The sequence below is a fragment of the Pseudoalteromonas carrageenovora IAM 12662 genome (assembly GCF_900239935.1).
GTDB classification, from domain to species: Bacteria; Pseudomonadota; Gammaproteobacteria; order Enterobacterales; family Alteromonadaceae; genus Pseudoalteromonas; species Pseudoalteromonas carrageenovora.
In genome coordinates this window covers 3,460,409-3,477,736 of the sequence record NZ_LT965928.1, presented here as the reverse complement: position 1 = coordinate 3,477,736, position 17,328 = coordinate 3,460,409, and the positions used below count along the sequence as shown (strand labels likewise).

Here is a 17,328-nt window from a genome sequence, read left to right as displayed (position 1 = left end):
AGTATTGAGAAAACTTTTAATATTAACCCTAAGCTTGGCCTGTGCTTATTTTTTCACTGGGTATTTTAGTAACTCACTTCTTTCTGTTGATGGTTATGCGGTCGCCTCTTGGCCGCCTTCAGGTATTGCATTAGCTAGCTTTTTAATTTGGGGCCGAAAGTCTTTTATTGGCCTTATTATAGGGGCTTTTTGTACTAACTTAATTCATCTTGATAACGCTGTAGATATTCTCAATTCTAGCGTTTTTTTACAGGCTCTTTGTATCACTTTAGCTTCTGTTTTGCAGGCTTGGATTGGCTGCAAAATTATTGTTAATGTAATAAAAGCCCCCTTGGATCTATCTTCATTAAAACGCAGTGTTCAAAGCTTAGTAGTAGCCGGGCCATTGTGCTGCATTATTGCAGCAGGTGTTGGTACAAGTTTACTAGCACTAAATAACGTGATACCAACAGATGCTATTTTTGATAATTTTATAGCGTGGTGGATTGGCGACAGTATTGGCGTTTTAATATTTACCCCTTTAATGCTCGCTGCGTTTAATTACACGCAGGTCCGCCACCGTTTACAGGTGATTTTGCCTTCACTATTAATATATACGCTTATTAGCGTTAGTTTTTATGGCGCAGCAAGTGTAAAAAAAGAAAAAGACATTCAAAAACAAGAAACTAAAATACTTGCAGTACAAAATGCAATTAGCCAAAAGTTAGATGGAGTGACTTCTCATTTAGGGTTATTAGCGACTTATTTTGCTAGTAGCGACGACGTAAATTTTAAAGAGTTTAAGCAGTTTACTTCAAAGCAACTAACTTACAGCCAAGAAATATTAGCATTTGAATGGGTGCCATTTGTATCGTCTAGCCAATTAGCCGAGTTTAAAGCGAATCAAAATCTAGCATCAGGCGCACCCATTTATGTAAAAGAAAAGGCCTTAGGTGGTGGATGGCAAGAGGTTGGCATTCGTAGTCATTACTTTCCGGTAAAATATGCATACCCTTTAGAGGGCAACGAAGATGTTATTGGGTTTGATTTAGCGTCAAATAAAGTACGCAGCGCAGCACTTGCTAAAGCTAAAGTGCTTAATGAACTTGTGTTAAGTGAGCCTATCAACTTAGTACAAAACACATCAGAAAAAGGTGTCTTATTTTTATACCCTGTATTTGGTGATTCATCCACTGAGGGTGACTTTAAAGGGTTTGTAGCTGCCGTTGTTAGCCTTAAACGGCTTTCTCAAGCGCTATTGTTTGATCATAATAACTCAATTGCAGCGAGCTTTTTTGATACAACGGTAGCGGGTAAAAAGTTGCCTATTTATACTGCTGATATAGATGCCTCTTATACTTTGTTTAAGCAATATCAATTACTGATTGGTAAGCGTATGTGGCAAGTAGAGCTACATGAGCCAATAGTAAGAACGTCTTGGTTTGCATACTGGCTGGCCCAAATAGTGGGGATGTTATTTGTTTGGTTGCTGATTACTTTTTTAATCTCAGTTACAGGTACCAATATACAAATACGTGAGCAAGTAGCCAAACAAACGCGCAGCCTTCGTCTAGAAAAGCAAAAGGCAGACGAAGCGAGCCAAATTAAAAGTCACTTTTTAGCAAATATGAGCCATGAAGTACGAACGCCTATTAATGGTATTAAAGGGCTACATTATTTAGCGCTACAGCAAAATGACTGGCCACAAGCAAGGAGCTATATCGAACAAGCTGATGGCGCATTAGGGGTTTTATTACGGGTTTTAAACGACGTGCTCGATTTTTCGAAAATGGAAGCAGGTAAGCTCGATTTAATGCAAGAGCCAATTAATGTAGTCAGTTTGGCTGACGAAATGCTTAATTTACTTCAATTTGAAGCTGATGCTAAATCAATACAATTAAATCTCGATTTTGATCAATCGACAAATTTAGTGATTAATACAGATCCTATTCGCTTAAAACAAGTGCTGTTAAACTTATTAAATAACGCAGTTAAGTTTACGGCTAAGGGAGAGATCACGTTAAAAATTTGGCAATCTAAAAAAATGACTTACTTTAGTATTAACGATACGGGTATTGGTATTAGTAGCGAAGCGCAAAAGCAATTATTTAAGCCGTTTGCACAAGCCGATAGCTCAACCTCTCGTCAATACGGTGGTACGGGTTTAGGGTTGAGTATATGCCGTAAACTGGTGCATTTAATGGGTGGTGAAATTGATTTAGTAAGCTTTGAAGGAAAGGGATCAACGTTTACGTTTAGCTTGCCACTTTGCTCGCCTTTACCAAAAGCAGAGCAGGTTTTGCAGCAGTACAATGACATTGATGTAAGTACGCTATCGTTTGCACATTATAAATTACTTTTAGTTGAAGATAACCCGCTAAACCAGCATGTTGCCAGTGCGATTTTAAAAACAAAAGGGTGTAACGCCGATATTGCTAATGATGGATTTGAAGCCATAGAAAAGCTCACCGCTAACACTTACGATATAGTAATTATGGATATTCAAATGCCTAAAATGGATGGCCTACAAGCAACAACAGTAATACGTAATGATCTAGGGTTGATTGATTTACCCATAATTGGCCTTTCTGCAAATGCACACGATGATGATGTTAAAAAGGCTTTAGCTTGTGGAATGAATAGTTACATCACGAAACCTATTGATGCAAATACACTTTTTAAAACACTTTGGCATTACTTACCTCATTAAGTGATTTTTGCACAAAAAGCAGACATATGACCGCTTAAACTTAAAGCAAATCGTATAAACTTGAAAAATAACTGTATCTGCGTATCATGCGCGCAAATTTAACCTAACCGAGTTGCTACTATGATTAATAGAAAACTACCTTTGCTAGATATTCATCGCCACTTAGATGGTAATGTCCGTGCGCAAACGATATTAGAGCTTGGTCGCCAGTTTAATATAGAGTTACCAGCCGATAACGTAGAGGCGCTTATTCCTCACGTACAAGTAATTGATCCTGAACCAAACTTAATGGCTTTCTTACAAAAACTAGATTGGGGCGTTACGGTTTTAGGTGATTACGATGCATGTAGACGCATAGCAATTGAAAACATTGAAGATGCTCAGGCACAGGGCTTAGATTATGTTGAGCTTCGCTTTAGCCCTTACTACATGGCACAAAGCCAAGGTCTGCACCCTCAGGGCGTTGTAGAGGCTGTTGTTGACGGTATTAAATCAGCAACACATGGTAAGAATATTAAAGCTAATTTAATTGGCATTTTATCGCGTACTTATGGCGTAAAAACATGCCAGTATGAACTTGATGCCCTCTTAGCGTTTAAAAACGATTTAGTTGCAGTCGATTTAGCGGGTGACGAAATTGGTTTTCCGGGGGAGCTATTTATTGAACACTTTAAGCAAGTTCGCGATGCTTATTTAGCTTCCACTATACACGCGGGTGAAGCGCTAGGTGCGCCAAGTATTTGGCAAGCAATTAATGAGCTAGGTGCAAGCAGAATAGGCCACGGCGTTAAAGCAATCGAAGATCCTAAATTAATGGATTATTTACGCGATAACCGAATTGGTATTGAGTCGTGCTTAACAAGTAATATTCAAACAAGTACGGTAGACGATTTAACTAAGCATCCGCTTAAACAATTTTTAGATCATGGGATTTTAGCGTGTATCAACACCGATGATCCTGCGGTTGAAGGAATTGAAATTGAGCATGAGTACTTAGAAGCAGCCCCAAAAGCAGGCCTATCGCAAGCCGATATGGAAAAAGCCCAAGCAAACGCGCTAGAAATCGCCTTTTTAAGTGACGGTGATAAAAAAGCACTCTCAGCACTCGTTTGTGCACGTTAATTTAAGAATATTAAAAATGCCGCTTTAAAGCGGCATTTTTGTAACTGTTATTTAGTGTGTTTGGCAGCTAATGTAGTTATCGTAAAGTGCTTTAAGTACATCAGCTCGGCTGATCATGCCTATCACTTTAAAGCCGTCGACCACAGGGTAATTTTTAGGTTTACCTGTTTTCATTTGCTCTGCTAGTTCAATAATATTTGTATCACCACTAACGGTGACCACATTAGTTTGCATAAGCTGAGATACCTTAACTACGCCATCACAAAAATAGCTGCTTTGCGTAAGCGGTTTAAGTAGTTCTTGCTCAGATATAAATCCTACCAGTGATTTGTGCTCGTCAAATGCAGGGGCGCCAAGTAATTTAAATTTTTGTAGCTCTGCAATGGCACTCGTCATTTCTGTATCGGGTGTTATGTTTGGCAACTTGCGTTGCATAAAGTCTTTTACTTTTGTATTTAGCATTTGGGTCTCTCCCGCTGATGTTCTATACAAAGTATGGTTTATAGATTTGTTTTTAGGAAATTGTTTATATTGATAAGGTTGATAGATTTAACCAATTAACTATCTAAAATTTACAAATAAAAAAGGCACCTTCTAGGTGCCTGTTTTTTAATGTGTTGTGCTTTACTTACTTTATAAAAGCAAATGCATCAGCAAACATGTTTTCGCGTACTGCACCATGAGTAATAAAGTCATCACGAACAATACCTATCATGTCAAAGCGACCCGCCATGTAAATATCGTAAGGTTCAAGCGACACAATATCTTGCATTACTGCTTTATGTACGTAGCCAGTATGGCCTTGCCAATTAGCTGATGGGTTTTCTACAACAGGAATAAACTTAAAGTTTTCGTTACTGTCTGCCCAGGTTTGCATTTCAGTGTGTGCATATAAAGCCGATTCTTCTTTTACACCCCAGTAGAATAATACCGGGCGATCGCAATTAATTTCAGCTAAATGATCAGCCATTGATTTTGCGTAAGAGAAACCAGTACCACCGGCTAGTAAAATAATAGGGCGTTCGCACTGAAGGCGTAATTGCGATACACCAAGGCCTGCTTCAATATCTACCGGGGTATTATTAGTATAGGCACTACGAAGATGTTCAAGCGATTGCATAGCATATGAGTCTGCACCTGAGGCACCAATGTGTAATTCAATTTCGTCACATTGTGAAGGGCGGCTAGCAATAGAAAACGCACGTTTGTCTTTTTCGCCTAATACTAATTGCATGTATTGGCCTGCTTCAAACGTAACAGGTTGTTGAGGCTTTAAAATTACTTTATGTACAAATTCTGTAAGTGGGCTGATAGCTACAACTTCAGCTTTTAATGTTTGCATTTTTTACCTTTTAGCAGCGCTTTTAACAGCAGATACGCAATAGAATGCATCGATTCTAGCATATCTGCAGGGTTACTTTATAGCCTGTTATGTACTTACATATAAACGTTTACAGAATATTCAAGCTTTGCCAAATATCATCTACACGATCTTTAGTGGCTTTATCCATAACAATCGGCTCACCCCATTCTCGAGTGGTCTCGCCAGGCCATTTATTGGTAGCATCCATCCCCATTTTTGAACCGAGCCCTGATACCGGTGATGCAAAGTCGAGGTAATCAATAGGGGTGTTTTCTATTAATGTGGTGTCACGTGCAGGGTCCATACGAGTAGTAATAGCCCAAATAACATCTTCCCAATCACGTGCATTTACGTCGTCATCACAAACAATAACAAACTTTGTATACATGAATTGACGTAAGAAAGACCAAACACCCATCATTACGCGTTTGGCGTGGCCTGGGTATTGTTTTTTCATAGTTACAACAGCCATACGGTACGAACATCCTTCCGGCGGTAAGTAAAAGTCGACTATTTCAGGGAACTGTTTTTGTAATATAGGCACGAACACTTCGTTTAGTGCCACGCCTAAAATTGCAGGTTCATCAGGCGGACGGCCAGTAAAAGTACTATGATAAATGGGATCTTTACGGTGAGTTAAGTGAGTTACCGTCATTACAGGAAAGTCATCAACTTCGTTGTAGTAACCAGTGTGATCGCCGTACGGTCCTTCTGGTGCCATTTCACCAGGCATTATGTAGCCTTCAAGTACTATTTCAGCACTGGCGGGCACTTGTAAATCGTTAGATATAGACTTTACTACTTCTGTTTTACTACCACGTAATAAGCCTGCAAACGCATATTCGCTTAATGTGTCTGGCACGGGTGTAACTGCACCTAAAATAGTGGCAGGATCAGCGCCTAATGCAACCGATACCGGATACGGCTCGCCTGGATGTTCTTTACACCATTCTTGAAAATCAAGCGCGCCACCACGGTGTGACAACCAGCGCATAATAATTTTGTTTTTACCTAATAGCTGCTGACGATAAATACCTAGGTTTTGGCGTTTTTTATAAGGCCCTTTAGTAACGGTTAGGCCCCATGTAATAAGTGGAGCAGCATCCCCTGGCCAACAGTGCTGAATAGGCAGTTTAGTTAAATCAACCTCGTCGCCCTCTAAAATCACTTGCTGACAAGGCGCTTTTTTAACTTCTTTAGCTGGCATATTAAGTACTTGCTTAAATACTGGTAATTGCCCTAGTGCTTCTTTAATACCTTTTGGTGGCTCAGGCTCTTTTAAAAAAGCTAAAAGCTTACCCACTTCACGTAATTCGCTCACATCTTTTTGGCCCATTCCCATAGCAACGCGTTGCGGGGTACCAAATAAATTAGCAAGTACCGGAATACTGTGCCCTTTAGGATTTTCGAACAGTAAAGCCGGGCCTTTAGCGCGTAAAGTACGGTCGGCTATTTCGGTCATTTCAAGATACGGGTCGATTTCTTGGGTGATACGTTTAAGCTCGCCTTTTTTTTCAAGCAAATCGATAAAATCACGTAAATCTTTGTATTTCATTGTGGGCCGCTATTATGCAAAAAGTTAAAGTATTATACCCAGTTCGTGCAAGGCAAGTCATTATTTGCACTTAAAACTTACCCCGCCCTCGAGTGACTGATTTTTAATGTTGGAGCTGGCCTGATGTTAGCTATGTATTCCCCAACAGTAATGTGGCTTTAATACGCTTAACGGCATGAGTTAGTTCAGTTTACTTATACTGATGCGAGGAAGCTTTTATGCTTTTAATAAGGTGGAGTATATTTTAGCTTTACTACTCGGCTTATTTATTAACTGGTTTATACTATATTGCACTGTAATTTATTACCCTCAATAATTAACATCGCTTCTTTGCCTTTGCCCCAAAAAAGCACTTTTTCATTTATATATTTATTACCAGATGCGCTTTCTTCGTGGCTAAGTAGGTGAGTCTTTTTGTTAAAGACCAGCTTGGCTTGTGAGCTATTAATTATATTAAGTACAGCATTTTGTTTGCCACAATTATAAGTAGCGCTGTTTTGTTGCTCACTACATGCGGTTAAGCTTAGTAAGCCTGCAATTATTGCTATGTGTACTTTCATTATTCCTCCCTTCTTGCAGTAAATCTTGATAAAGCTATCAAGTAATCCCCTAAACAGCGTAAGAGTAACAAAGCAAAATTAACCGTTGGTGAAAATCGTGGTTTAAGATATGTTGAGGGTATTATTTTTGAGCTAGGAAGCCCTATGGCAGGTACTAACCTTTTAACTTTATTAGATGACATAACAACGCTACTTGATGACATAGCAACAATGAGTAAAGTCGCGACTAAAAAAACCGCTGGCGTATTAGGAGATGATTTAGCACTTAATGCACAACAGGTAACAGGTGTGGCTGCAGAGCGAGAATTGCCCGTTGTGTGGGCAGTAGCTAAAGGCTCATTTTTAAATAAAGCTATTTTAGTACCCGCTGCACTATTAATTAGCGTGTGGCTGCCTTGGCTAATAACACCACTTTTAATGATTGGTGGATTATTTTTATGTTTTGAAGGTGCTGAAAAAGTATTTGCTAAGTTTTTACCTCATCATGAAGAAGTAACAAACGAAGGTGAGCAACTTGATTTAGTTGAGTATGAAAAACAAAAAGTAAAGGGAGCTATACGCACGGACTTTATTCTTTCAGCCGAAATTATAGTCATTACTTTAGGCACTGTTGCCGGAGCTACTTTAGTTAATCAAGCATTAGTACTTTGCGTAATCGCAATTATAATGACCATAGGCGTTTATGGTTTAGTGGCAGGTATTGTAAAGCTTGATGATGCGGGATTATATTTACTTAACCAATCTAAAGAGTCGGCAAATAAGTTTAAAGAGCTACTTGGAAAAGGCTTGCTAGCAGCGGCACCTAGGTTAATGCAGTTTTTAGCATTTGCTGGCACAGTTGCTATGTTTTTAGTGGGCGGTGGTATTTTATCTCACGGTATTGAGTTACTTCATCATTGGCAGCTAGAAGTCACTAGCACTGGTAAATCTTTATTTAATGGCACTGGAGAGGTTTTAGCTCCCCTAATTTTTGATGGTTTGCTAGGTGTGATAGCTGGTTTATGTGTTGTTGTACTACACATTATATGGAGTAAGATTACTAAAAGTAGGCATTAGATTATAGGGCTTGAGTTTACGCTTGTTTACATAAAATATAAAAAAGATGATGTTTATTAACGTTAAAGCTATGTAAGCTAAAAGTCATTGATAATAAATAAAAGAAATTTAAATGAACAAGCCCTTGGCTATATTTTCACTTTTACTGCTTAGTCTTTTTAGCTCTTATACTCATGCAAATAGTGCCCGAATACCTATAGAGAGTTTTAGTAAAGACACCGAGTACAGCCAAGTTACTATTTCACCAAGTGGTGAGTATTTGGCTGTAGTTAATAAAGTAAAAGGTAAAAATGTTTTAGTGATACTTGATGCTCAAACATTTAAGACACTTCATGCTGTATCATTCAGAGGAGATGCCCAGGTAGGCGATTACCACTGGGTTAATAATGAAAGAGTCGCTATTGCCAAAGAGTACTTGAGAGGTTGGAAAGATCACCCTGAATATTATGGTGAAATTTATGGTGTAAACGTCGATGGAAAAAAAAGTAAATACTTGATTGGTTACTTAGGTGAGCAACAGATAGGAAGCAGAATAAAAAAACAAACACCTCTTTACGGGACTTCTTTCATACTCGATCCCCTAATTAAAAATAAACGAAAAATGCTGGTGATGACCATTCCTTGGACTTCTAGCAATGAGCCGCATACAGTGGTTTATGAAGTTGATGTTTATACAGGAAAAAGAAAAAGGGTCACTTTATCACCTTCGCGTATGGCACAGTTTCTAACTGATCATGAGGGTAATGTTCGCGTTGCTGTATCTACTGATAATTATATTAACGCCGAAATACACATTAAAAATAAGTCCGGTGATGATTGGGAAGAACTTTCTTTAGGCAACGAGAATTATTCGGATATTAGTTTAAAAGCATTTGATAAGCACGGTAATAATATCTATATGACCGCTTCTAAATCAGGCGAAGCCGAAGGGTTATATAAATTAAATATAGCGAAAAAAGAAGTTAAGTTAATATTTCAAGATGAGTTTGTTTCTCCAAAGCGGGTTTGGGTTGATGAAGCATCAAAAGAGCTTTTTGCTATAGAGACAGAACTGCAATACCCGAATTATTCATTTATTGATACAGGTTCTAAAAAAAGTGAGCGTTTAAAGGCTTTAATTGAGGCGTTGAAAGGTGATCAAGTTCAGCTAATTAGTAGCACAGCAGACGGCAATGCAAATATTATATATGCCTCCAGCGATATTAATCCTGGACGTTATTACTTATATGATGCATCTAAAAATGAGCTTAAATACTTGTTTGCCTCAAGAGGTTGGTTGAAGCCTGAAGAAATGGCAATTACGAAACCTATCCATTATAAAACTCGAGGTGGCTTAACAATATACGGATATTTAACCATACCTAATGATACAGACGAGAAAAACTTACCTTTGGTTGTAATGCCTCATGGGGGGCCTCATGGACCTAGAGATTGGTGGGGGTTTGATCCTGACTCGCAATTACTTGCAAGTCGCGGTATTGCTGTACTTAAAGTTAACTTTAGGGGTTCGGGTGGGTTCGGACGTAACTTTGAGCATGCTGGACACAAAAAGTGGGGAGCTGAAATACAGTTCGATATTATAGATGGCGTTAAACATTTAATCGCAAAAGGGATCGCTGACAAAAATAATATTTGTATTGTGGGAGCAAGTTTTGGAGGTTACTCCGCTTTACAAAGCGCTATTTTAGAGCCTGATATGTTTAAATGTGCGGTAGGCGTTGTTGGAATTTATGATTTACCACTAATGTTTGAAGAGGGTGATATTTCTGAGCGCAATAGCGGTCAACGTTACTTAAAAAGTGTGATCGGTAGTAATGAAGTACAACTTAAAAGCTATTCGCCTAGTTATAATATAGATAAGCTTAAAGCCGCAGTACTTATAGTGCACGGTGGTGAAGACAAGCGAGCTCCTATTGAGCAAGCAGAATCATTAATCGCAGCCTTAAAAAAAGCAAATCACCCTTATGAGTTGGAGTTGTTAGAAGATGAAGGGCATGGTTTTTACAAGCCTGAACATCAATTGAAGTATTATAATAAATTGGTTAGTTTTTTAGAAAAACATATGAAATTTTAAAGTTTTTACAGCCAGCTATTGGCTGGCTGTATTTTTAGCATTTTACCATTTCACAAAGCTGTTCTAGCTCATATTTAGCTTTGCTATTACCTTGTGCTATTGCCTGCTCATACCAATGCTTTGCTGTTTGCACATTTTTAGTTACGCCTTGCCCATCTCGGTACATTTGTGCAAGATTTAATTGCCCCCATTGCGAGCCTGCATTTGCGGCTAACGAAAAGCTTTCAAGTGCCTCTTTATATTGTGCGTTTTTAAAATACGTAATGCCTTGTTGGTTATTTTTGTCGAGCTTTAAACCTTTATATAGGGGCTTTGGTTTAGGCGGAAACATAACAAACCCACCATATAAACTATTTGCTGATGGGCGTAGCACGTCGTAAATCACATCGTCGTTATAAAGCCTTTTTACTTCGCTACGAGGCAACGTAATTTTGTCTTTCGAGAAGTAACCCCTTTGTACTAATAAGCTGGTACGCAGTGCTGTAGTAATGCCGTTATTACGTTTATAGCTGTAGTTACTTATCTGAAAAGTAATAAACTGCTCGTCAAAACTTAAAACTTGCGCCACTTTTAAGTTGGTTAGCGTTAAGGGTTCGTGTGTGAATTTGTCTGCTTGAACCAAGTAGGTATCGTAGGCTTTAGGGTTATTTAAATACTCTAGTTTTTGCGTTTGTGCATCTAAATACTGTTGATAAAAAAAACAAATAACTAAAACTATTAAAAAAATCCCAATAAAGTATTTAGGTAAACTGAGTTTTTCAATTAAGGGAAGTTGTTTTACTTGAGTCGGCTCACTGTATCCACATTGATAGCATTCATGTTTATAGCTTAGCTTTAAAGGAATGACAGGTATAATAGTAAAGCGTAAAAAGCGGCTTTGATTTACCAAGTGATATGCATCGCTATTACAGCTAGGGCAGCACTGTGTTTGTGTAAAGTGAGGGAAAGATTGACTCGTATTGAAAAGCAACATACAAACACACTCCTTGTTTTACCTAATTAATTTATATAAAGGTAAATCAAGGGGCGTGTTAATTAAAGCTGCAAACTGTAAGCAAGTATGTCTGTTATTACTTATTTTGAGTTTTTGGTTTAATTGTTGTTTTTGCATCTGCTGCCATTAAAGCAAATACCGCGTAAGCAGCTGTATTTTGGCGCAGCTTTGCAGGTGTTACTTTATCAAGCGTATCATCTGCTGTGTGGTGGTAATCAAAGTAGTCGGTACCATCTTGGGCAAGTTCAAATATAGGTGCCGATGTTGCCTTTTTAAGCGGAATCAAATCAGGTCCCCCATTGGCTTGATTTTTACCAATATACTCAACATTTAATGGCACCAGTTCTTTTGCTATAGCACGTACAACAGGGAGTGATGCCGCATCTACATTCGATTCAAACCCGTATACTACATCAGCGCCAAAATCAGACTCAGCAGCTGCAACTATGTTGTGTAAATCGTTTTTATGTTTTGCAAAATAAGCTTTTGCTCCCCAAAGGCCAAGTTCTTCTGCTGCAAAAAGCACAACGCGAATACTGCGCTTAGGGCGTTTTACATCGCTAATATGTTTAGCAGCTGCCATAGTAAGGGCAACGCCTGCGCCATCATCTAATGCACCTGTGCCTAAATCCCAAGAATCTAAATGGCCGCCAATTAATACATATTGTTCAGGGTTTTCAGTACCGTTAAACTGGCCTATTACGTTATAGCCTGTGCCTTCACCTAGATTTTCGGTTTGCACATTTATATTTACCGATACATTTTTGTTTAAAGCCACTAAGCGTGCAATTTGATCTGCATCGGGATTGGCAATTGTCACGTTAGGTATTTTTTTAACGCCTTCTTTATAGTAACTACCGCCAGTGTGAGCAAAACGATGATGGCCGGTACTTACTGAGCGCATCATGTAGGCAACAGCGCCTTTTTTAGACGCCTCTATAGCACCTGTACCGCGTGCCTTTACCGCAGGGCCGTAACCATTACCGTCTATATGGCGGTTCATACGGTAATTAATATAGGCTATTTTACCTTTTAAGCTATTTGCTGGGGCTGCGATTAGCTCATCAAGCGTTTCGAACAACACTACGGTGGCTGTAATTCCCTCTTTTGGTGTGCTAATACTGTTACCAAGTGCAGTTAAATGAAGCGGCTGCTCGCTTGGGGTTAGTATTTTTCCGCTTTCGCTGTATCGACGCCACTCAGGAAAGGTTGCTTCTTCAAGCCATACTTTATCAAAACCAAGTTGGTTAAATTTTGCTTTGGCCCATGCCACTGCTTTTTTATCGTTGTCTGTACCGGGTAAGCGCGGGCCAACTTCAGTAGTCAAAGACTCAAGCAGTTCATAGCTCAAACTGCTATTAAGAGCAGTTGTTCGAACCTGCGTCACTTGTTTTAATTGCTCAGTGCTAAATTCGGGCTCAGCGGCACTGGCTAAAAAACTGCTGGCGAGCAGTATTGTTGTAATTATTTTATTCATTGTTAACCTTGGCTTGTAAGAAACTAAATAGCTATTAAACCATTAAATACCTTGGCTAAAAAATACAATGAGACAAAATACAAAAAGCCCACACTTTTTTACAAAGTGCGGGCTTTTTTAACGTATTTAATCTTAAAAATTAAATTGTGCCGCTAGGCGTAAGTTAGTGCCTTCGCCAATAGTTACATTACCATTGCCGCCGCCACCTAAGTAATCAGTATCAAATAGGTTTTCAACGTTAAGGCGAAGATTTATATCAGTATTACTCATAATAAATTTATAAGTTGCACCTACATCTACACGTGTATAGGCATCTTTGGTAATAGAGTTATCGCTATCAGCAAAGCGTTCACCTTCATAAAAGGCACCCGCATTAAAAGCAATTGCATCATTTAACTCATAACGAGTCCACAGAGATGCTGACCATTTAGGGGCATCTACAGGGCGTTTACCTTGTAGGTTTTCGTTCGCTCTTTCATAGTTAGCATCTAAATACATAGTTGATGCCATAACAAATAAGCGGTCAGTTGCTGCACCTTGTGCTGCCATTTCAAAACCTTTATGGCGCTGTTCACCAACTTGGTTTGTTTCAGAGGTAATTGAACCGATAGGTGTTTCAAGTTGCTCTGTAACTAAGGTTCCATTTTTACTTATATCGAAAATAGCACCGCTAAGCATTAAACGCTCATCAAATAGCTGCCATTTAATACCAAGCTCTCTTTGTTCAGAGGTGACAGCATCTATTTTCATACCAAAGTTGATATCTTCTTCGTCAGTAATGGTTTCGTTTTGTGGCTCAAAACCTTCTGTATAACTGGCATAAATAGTTGCAGATGCATTCGGGTGATAAAGTACGCCGAATTTAGGCAAAAACGACTCGTTATTTTGTCCTTCACGTGTTTGCTTATCAAAGCGGCCGCCAACAGACACTTGCCATTGTGGTGAAAAAGTAATTAAATCTTGGGCGTATACACCGTAGTAGTCATATTCAGTTTCGCTTTTAGTGAGATCAGTTTTATAGCTGACATCTGGGCGCGCAGGTTCATTTTGGCCTGCTGTAAAACTAAATGAATCAGCAGATGTGCGTAGTTGACCATAATAGTAGTCAAGCGAATTAGCACCAATTAGAAATTGGTGTTGTATGCTAGCCGTTTCAAATTCACCAATAAAATCAATAAATGCAGTGGTGAATTGCCAATCATCAAAACGATCGTATGGGTTCGAAGTGTATGTGTTAGTTTGAGTGTCGTAAGAGTTGCGACTAGGAGATGACTCAAAGCGTTGGCGCTCAAAAGTCTGCTCATTATAACCTAGCTTTACTTTCCAGTTGTCAGATAAGAATACGTTAAAATCGATACCTACGTTTTCTACAGTGATATCAGTAAATGCCCATGACATATCACGAATAGTTTTATCGTCGCCAATAACATTGGCGTTATCATCAATCCATGCACCCGTATCTAGGCCTGCTTTGTCATCTGTACGGTCATAATGAACACGTACAAGTGCATTATCGCTAATATCATAATCAACGACTACAGCACCTAAAAAGCGGTCTCGCTCACGGTTTTCACCATTTTGATATTCACGCCAGTAGTCTACATCTTGCTTTACTAATATGCCGCGTGCACGTAAATCTTCAGCTTCTGTTAGTGCGCCGCCAGCATCAACCATAAAGCGAGTTGAACCATGCTGGTCAACATCAGCTGAGGCGTTTAGTAACGTTTTCGCCGTTGGTTTTTTTGTTACCATATTTACCAAGCCACCAGGACCTGATTGACCATATAAAATGCTTGAAGGACCTTTAATAACTTCAACTTGTTGAAGGATTTCGATTGGTTGTTGATAGTGCGACCAATGCTGGTGTCCATCACGTAGATAGCCGGTACCTGAGCTTAACTCAAAACCCCGAAGGTTAAATACTTCACGGTTACGTTGCTGTGATCCTGCCGTTAAACTTGCATCGTTGGTAAGCACTTCGCCAAGCGTGGTTGCTAATTGCTCGCTAATTATTGTATCGCTAATAACAGTTACTGATTGGGCTGTTTCTAATAATGAAGCTGATGTTCTCATAGCACCATTAGCGTTATCGACTTTGTAGTCGTTGAAGTAGCTACCTTTAACTTGAATTCGCTCTATATCGGCGGGGGCAGCAAAAACGCTTGAGCTTGCAGCTACAAGTGCTAGGTATAAAGAGTTCAGTTTCATTCGTTACATCCAATGTCATTGTGTTAATTTTTCATGGATCTTAATGAAAATTAGTATCATTTTCAACATCTTTATTAACAAGATTTAACAAGCTATCTGAAAATTGGGTATTAATGGTTGCCCAATATGAATTCTGCTATTATATGGACCATATTTGTGGGCTATGCCCTGTGTTGTTTTTATTATTTTGGAACTAACTGTGACTTCTACTGCATTTTCATCTTTGGCTTTACCTGCTGGTTTAGTTGATAACTTATCAACACTCGGCTATTCGCAAATGACACCTGTACAGGCGCAAAGTTTGCCTCCTGTACTTGAAGGTAAAGACATCATTGCTCAGGCAAAAACCGGTTCAGGTAAAACTGCTGCGTTTAGCTTGGGTGTATTGGCTAAATTAAACGTTAAACGTTTTCGTATTCAGTCGTTAGTTTTGTGTCCAACCCGTGAGCTTGCTGAGCAAGTTGCAGTAGAAATGCGTAAACTTGCGCGCGGTATTCATAACATTAAAATATTAACGTTATGTGGTGGTGTATCAATTGGTCCACAAATTGGCTCGCTTGAGCATGGCGCACACATTATTGTTGGTACGCCAGGGCGTGTTGATGACCACATTAGAAAAGGCACGTTACGTTTAGATGATGTTGAAACGCTAGTACTTGACGAAGCCGATCAAATGTTAGACATGGGTTTTCAAGATACCCTTGATGCCATTATTGAACGTATTCCGCAAAATCGTCAAACCTTACTATTTAGCGCTACGTTCCCGCGCGCAATAGAAGCTATAGCAAAGCGTGTACTAAAAAATCCAGAAATGATTAAAGTAGAAGAAGAGCAAGCAAAAAGTACTATCAAACAATACTTCTACAAAATGGATAACAATAAACAGCGTTACCCAACCCTTAAATTATTATTACTTAAATTTACACCGCAAAGCTGTGTTGTGTTTTGTAATACCAAGGTAGAAACTCAACAAGTATGTGACGATTTAGCCGACGAAGGCTTTAGTGCAGTTGCGCTTCATGGTGATTTAGAGCAGCGCGATCGTGAGCGTACACTTATTCACTTTGCTAATAAAAGTGCATCTATATTAGTGGCAACGGATGTAGCTGCCCGTGGTTTAGATATTGATGATATGGATATGGTAATTAACTACCATTTAGCACACGACACGCAAACGCACGTTCACCGAGTTGGGCGTACTGGCCGCGCCGGTAAAAAGGGCATAGCATGCTCTATTTATGGTGAAGCTGAAGCGTTTAAAATTGCGCAAATTGGCGATCATTACGAACGTGATATCACGCCTGAACAAATGCCACCGTTTAATTTATTAGATAAACCACCTTACCGCCCTGAAATGGTTACGCTAATGATTGATTCAGGCAAAAAACAAAAAGTGCGCGCGGGTGATATTTTAGGTGCTTTAACGGGTAAAGATGGTATTGCAGGTCGCCAAGTAGGTAAAATTAATGTGCTTGATAACGTTGCATTTGTTGCTGTTGAGCGTAATTCATCAAAGCCAGCACTTCGTAAGCTAACCGAAGGCAACATTAAGGGCCGTAAAATTCGCGCTCGTCGTCTTACGCGTTAATTTAAACGACTAAATTAACAGATTAACGAGCAGCTGTTTTAAGCTGCTCGTATTGCAACTTTATTTTTTTAAACTTTTCCGCACAGCCATTTAGTTTGTCGGGGTGGTTTTGCAGCGCAAGTTGTCGCCAGCGCTTTTGCAAGGCCTTAAGTGTAAAATCCTCAGGTAAATCCCACTTTAAAATCAGCTCGTTGTATTTTTTATTTGTTAATGCATGCTGCTTAGGTGTTACTTTAAAACGACGCCAAAAACTATTTAATAACTCTTCTACTTGCTGCTCACTCGTATCGTAATTATTCCAATCTAAATAGTAATCTCGTAAATTATTGCTAGTTACGAGTAAGTGCTTAATCTCTTTTTCTAATAGCTCGATATGTAAAGTTGAAATAATTAGGTTTTGCGGCTTTAGTTGTGCCTGCAGTTGGTACAGTGCGTTCATAATTAAAAAGTTACGCTTAAATAAATCGCGCTCAGGGCTTTGATCAAGCGTTGCTATGGCTCCTTGATGGGACAACTGCGCGGCTAAAGTATGAACTTGCCAAACTTGCTTTGTTAATATTAGCTCAAAAATCTCATCAATCAGTGGGTTAAGCATTGTTTAGGGCCTAGTAATTGGTGTATCTTCAATAAAGATTACACTGA

At 39.1% G+C, this 17,328-nt stretch carries 13 protein-coding genes; 5 read left to right on the top strand and 8 right to left on the bottom strand.

Annotated features, from left to right (window positions below):
* The first annotated feature begins 4 nt into the window (after positions 1-4).
* A complete protein-coding gene (locus ALFOR1_RS15775) occupies positions 5-2,689 on the top strand; it encodes a CHASE domain-containing protein (protein WP_104643514.1) in 2,685 nt (894 codons plus the stop codon).
* 120 nt (positions 2,690-2,809) lie between these two features.
* Positions 2,810-3,811: an adenosine deaminase gene (add, locus tag ALFOR1_RS15770; RefSeq protein ID WP_104643513.1), complete on the top strand. Its 1,002-nt coding sequence runs from the start codon at positions 2,810-2,812 to the stop codon at positions 3,809-3,811.
* A gap of 51 nt (positions 3,812-3,862) precedes the next feature.
* Here the strand turns inward: add and ALFOR1_RS15765 are convergent, their stop codons facing one another.
* The 4 genes from ALFOR1_RS15765 to ALFOR1_RS15750 all read right to left on the bottom strand — a co-directional run bounded on the left by ALFOR1_RS15765 (position 3,863) and on the right by ALFOR1_RS15750 (position 7,289).
* Positions 3,863-4,273 (bottom strand): CBS domain-containing protein, encoded by a 411-nt coding sequence (locus ALFOR1_RS15765; RefSeq protein ID WP_104643512.1) that lies wholly within the window; start codon positions 4,271-4,273, stop codon positions 3,863-3,865.
* A gap of 166 nt (positions 4,274-4,439) precedes the next feature.
* Positions 4,440-5,153 (bottom strand): NAD(P)H-flavin reductase, encoded by a 714-nt coding sequence (gene fre, locus ALFOR1_RS15760; protein WP_058547692.1) that lies wholly within the window; start codon positions 5,151-5,153, stop codon positions 4,440-4,442.
* A 109-nt stretch (positions 5,154-5,262) separates the two neighbouring features.
* Positions 5,263-6,729 (bottom strand): 4-hydroxy-3-polyprenylbenzoate decarboxylase, encoded by a 1,467-nt coding sequence (gene ubiD, locus ALFOR1_RS15755; protein ID WP_104643511.1) that lies wholly within the window; start codon positions 6,727-6,729, stop codon positions 5,263-5,265.
* A gap of 278 nt (positions 6,730-7,007) precedes the next feature.
* Entirely contained in the window at positions 7,008-7,289 is a 282-nt protein-coding gene (locus ALFOR1_RS15750; RefSeq protein WP_104643510.1) for an MliC family protein, read from the bottom strand.
* A 144-nt stretch (positions 7,290-7,433) separates the two neighbouring features.
* On the opposite strand from ALFOR1_RS15750, the gene ALFOR1_RS15745 reads away from it, so the two are divergent.
* A complete protein-coding gene (locus ALFOR1_RS15745) occupies positions 7,434-8,345 on the top strand; it encodes a DUF808 domain-containing protein (protein ID WP_104643509.1) in 912 nt (303 codons plus the stop codon).
* Positions 8,346-8,457: 112 nt separating this feature from the next.
* Entirely contained in the window at positions 8,458-10,419 is a 1,962-nt protein-coding gene (locus ALFOR1_RS15740) for a S9 family peptidase (protein WP_104643508.1), read from the top strand.
* A 34-nt stretch (positions 10,420-10,453) separates the two neighbouring features.
* On the opposite strand, the gene ALFOR1_RS15735 is transcribed toward ALFOR1_RS15740, so the two are convergent.
* From ALFOR1_RS15735 to ALFOR1_RS15725, 3 genes are all read right to left on the bottom strand, one after another.
* Positions 10,454-11,392 (bottom strand): tetratricopeptide repeat protein, encoded by a 939-nt coding sequence (locus ALFOR1_RS15735; protein ID WP_104643507.1) that lies wholly within the window; start codon positions 11,390-11,392, stop codon positions 10,454-10,456.
* Positions 11,393-11,489: 97 nt separating this feature from the next.
* Positions 11,490-12,890, bottom strand: coding sequence for a M20/M25/M40 family metallo-hydrolase (locus ALFOR1_RS15730; RefSeq protein ID WP_104643506.1), 1,401 nt, complete (start codon positions 12,888-12,890; stop codon positions 11,490-11,492).
* A 132-nt stretch (positions 12,891-13,022) separates the two neighbouring features.
* Entirely contained in the window at positions 13,023-15,098 is a 2,076-nt protein-coding gene (locus ALFOR1_RS15725) for a TonB-dependent siderophore receptor (RefSeq protein WP_104643505.1), read from the bottom strand.
* Positions 15,099-15,297: 199 nt separating this feature from the next.
* On the opposite strand from ALFOR1_RS15725, the gene dbpA reads away from it, so the two are divergent.
* Positions 15,298-16,686, top strand: a complete 1,389-nt coding sequence (gene dbpA / locus ALFOR1_RS15720) for an ATP-dependent RNA helicase DbpA (RefSeq protein WP_104643504.1) — start codon at positions 15,298-15,300, stop codon at positions 16,684-16,686.
* Positions 16,687-16,708: 22 nt separating this feature from the next.
* Here dbpA and ALFOR1_RS15715 read toward each other — a convergent pair whose 3' ends face one another.
* Positions 16,709-17,281 (bottom strand): DNA-J related domain-containing protein, encoded by a 573-nt coding sequence (locus ALFOR1_RS15715; protein ID WP_104643503.1) that lies wholly within the window; start codon positions 17,279-17,281, stop codon positions 16,709-16,711.
* Positions 17,282-17,328 lie beyond the last annotated feature (47 nt).

Bases quoted from the DNA above. Each gene is read 5' to 3' on its own strand.
- add (WP_104643513.1), top strand. From the start codon at position 2,810: ATGATTAATAGAAAACTACCTTTGCTAGATATTCATCGCCACTTAGAT.
- ALFOR1_RS15765 (WP_104643512.1), bottom strand. From the start codon at position 4,273: ATGCTAAATACAAAAGTAAAAGACTTTATGCAACGCAAGTTGCCAAAC.
- ALFOR1_RS15715 (WP_104643503.1), bottom strand. From the start codon at position 17,281: ATGCTTAACCCACTGATTGATGAGATTTTTGAGCTAATATTAACAAAG.
- ALFOR1_RS15740 (WP_104643508.1), top strand. From the start codon at position 8,458: ATGAACAAGCCCTTGGCTATATTTTCACTTTTACTGCTTAGTCTTTTT.
- ubiD (WP_104643511.1), bottom strand. From the start codon at position 6,729: ATGAAATACAAAGATTTACGTGATTTTATCGATTTGCTTGAAAAAAAA.
- ALFOR1_RS15735 (WP_104643507.1), bottom strand. From the start codon at position 11,392: ATGTTGCTTTTCAATACGAGTCAATCTTTCCCTCACTTTACACAAACA.
- ALFOR1_RS15730 (WP_104643506.1), bottom strand. From the start codon at position 12,890: ATGAATAAAATAATTACAACAATACTGCTCGCCAGCAGTTTTTTAGCC.
- ALFOR1_RS15745 (WP_104643509.1), top strand. From the start codon at position 7,434: ATGGCAGGTACTAACCTTTTAACTTTATTAGATGACATAACAACGCTA.
- ALFOR1_RS15725 (WP_104643505.1), bottom strand. From the start codon at position 15,098: ATGAAACTGAACTCTTTATACCTAGCACTTGTAGCTGCAAGCTCAAGC.
- ALFOR1_RS15750 (WP_104643510.1), bottom strand. From the start codon at position 7,289: ATGAAAGTACACATAGCAATAATTGCAGGCTTACTAAGCTTAACCGCA.
- fre (WP_058547692.1), bottom strand. From the start codon at position 5,153: ATGCAAACATTAAAAGCTGAAGTTGTAGCTATCAGCCCACTTACAGAA.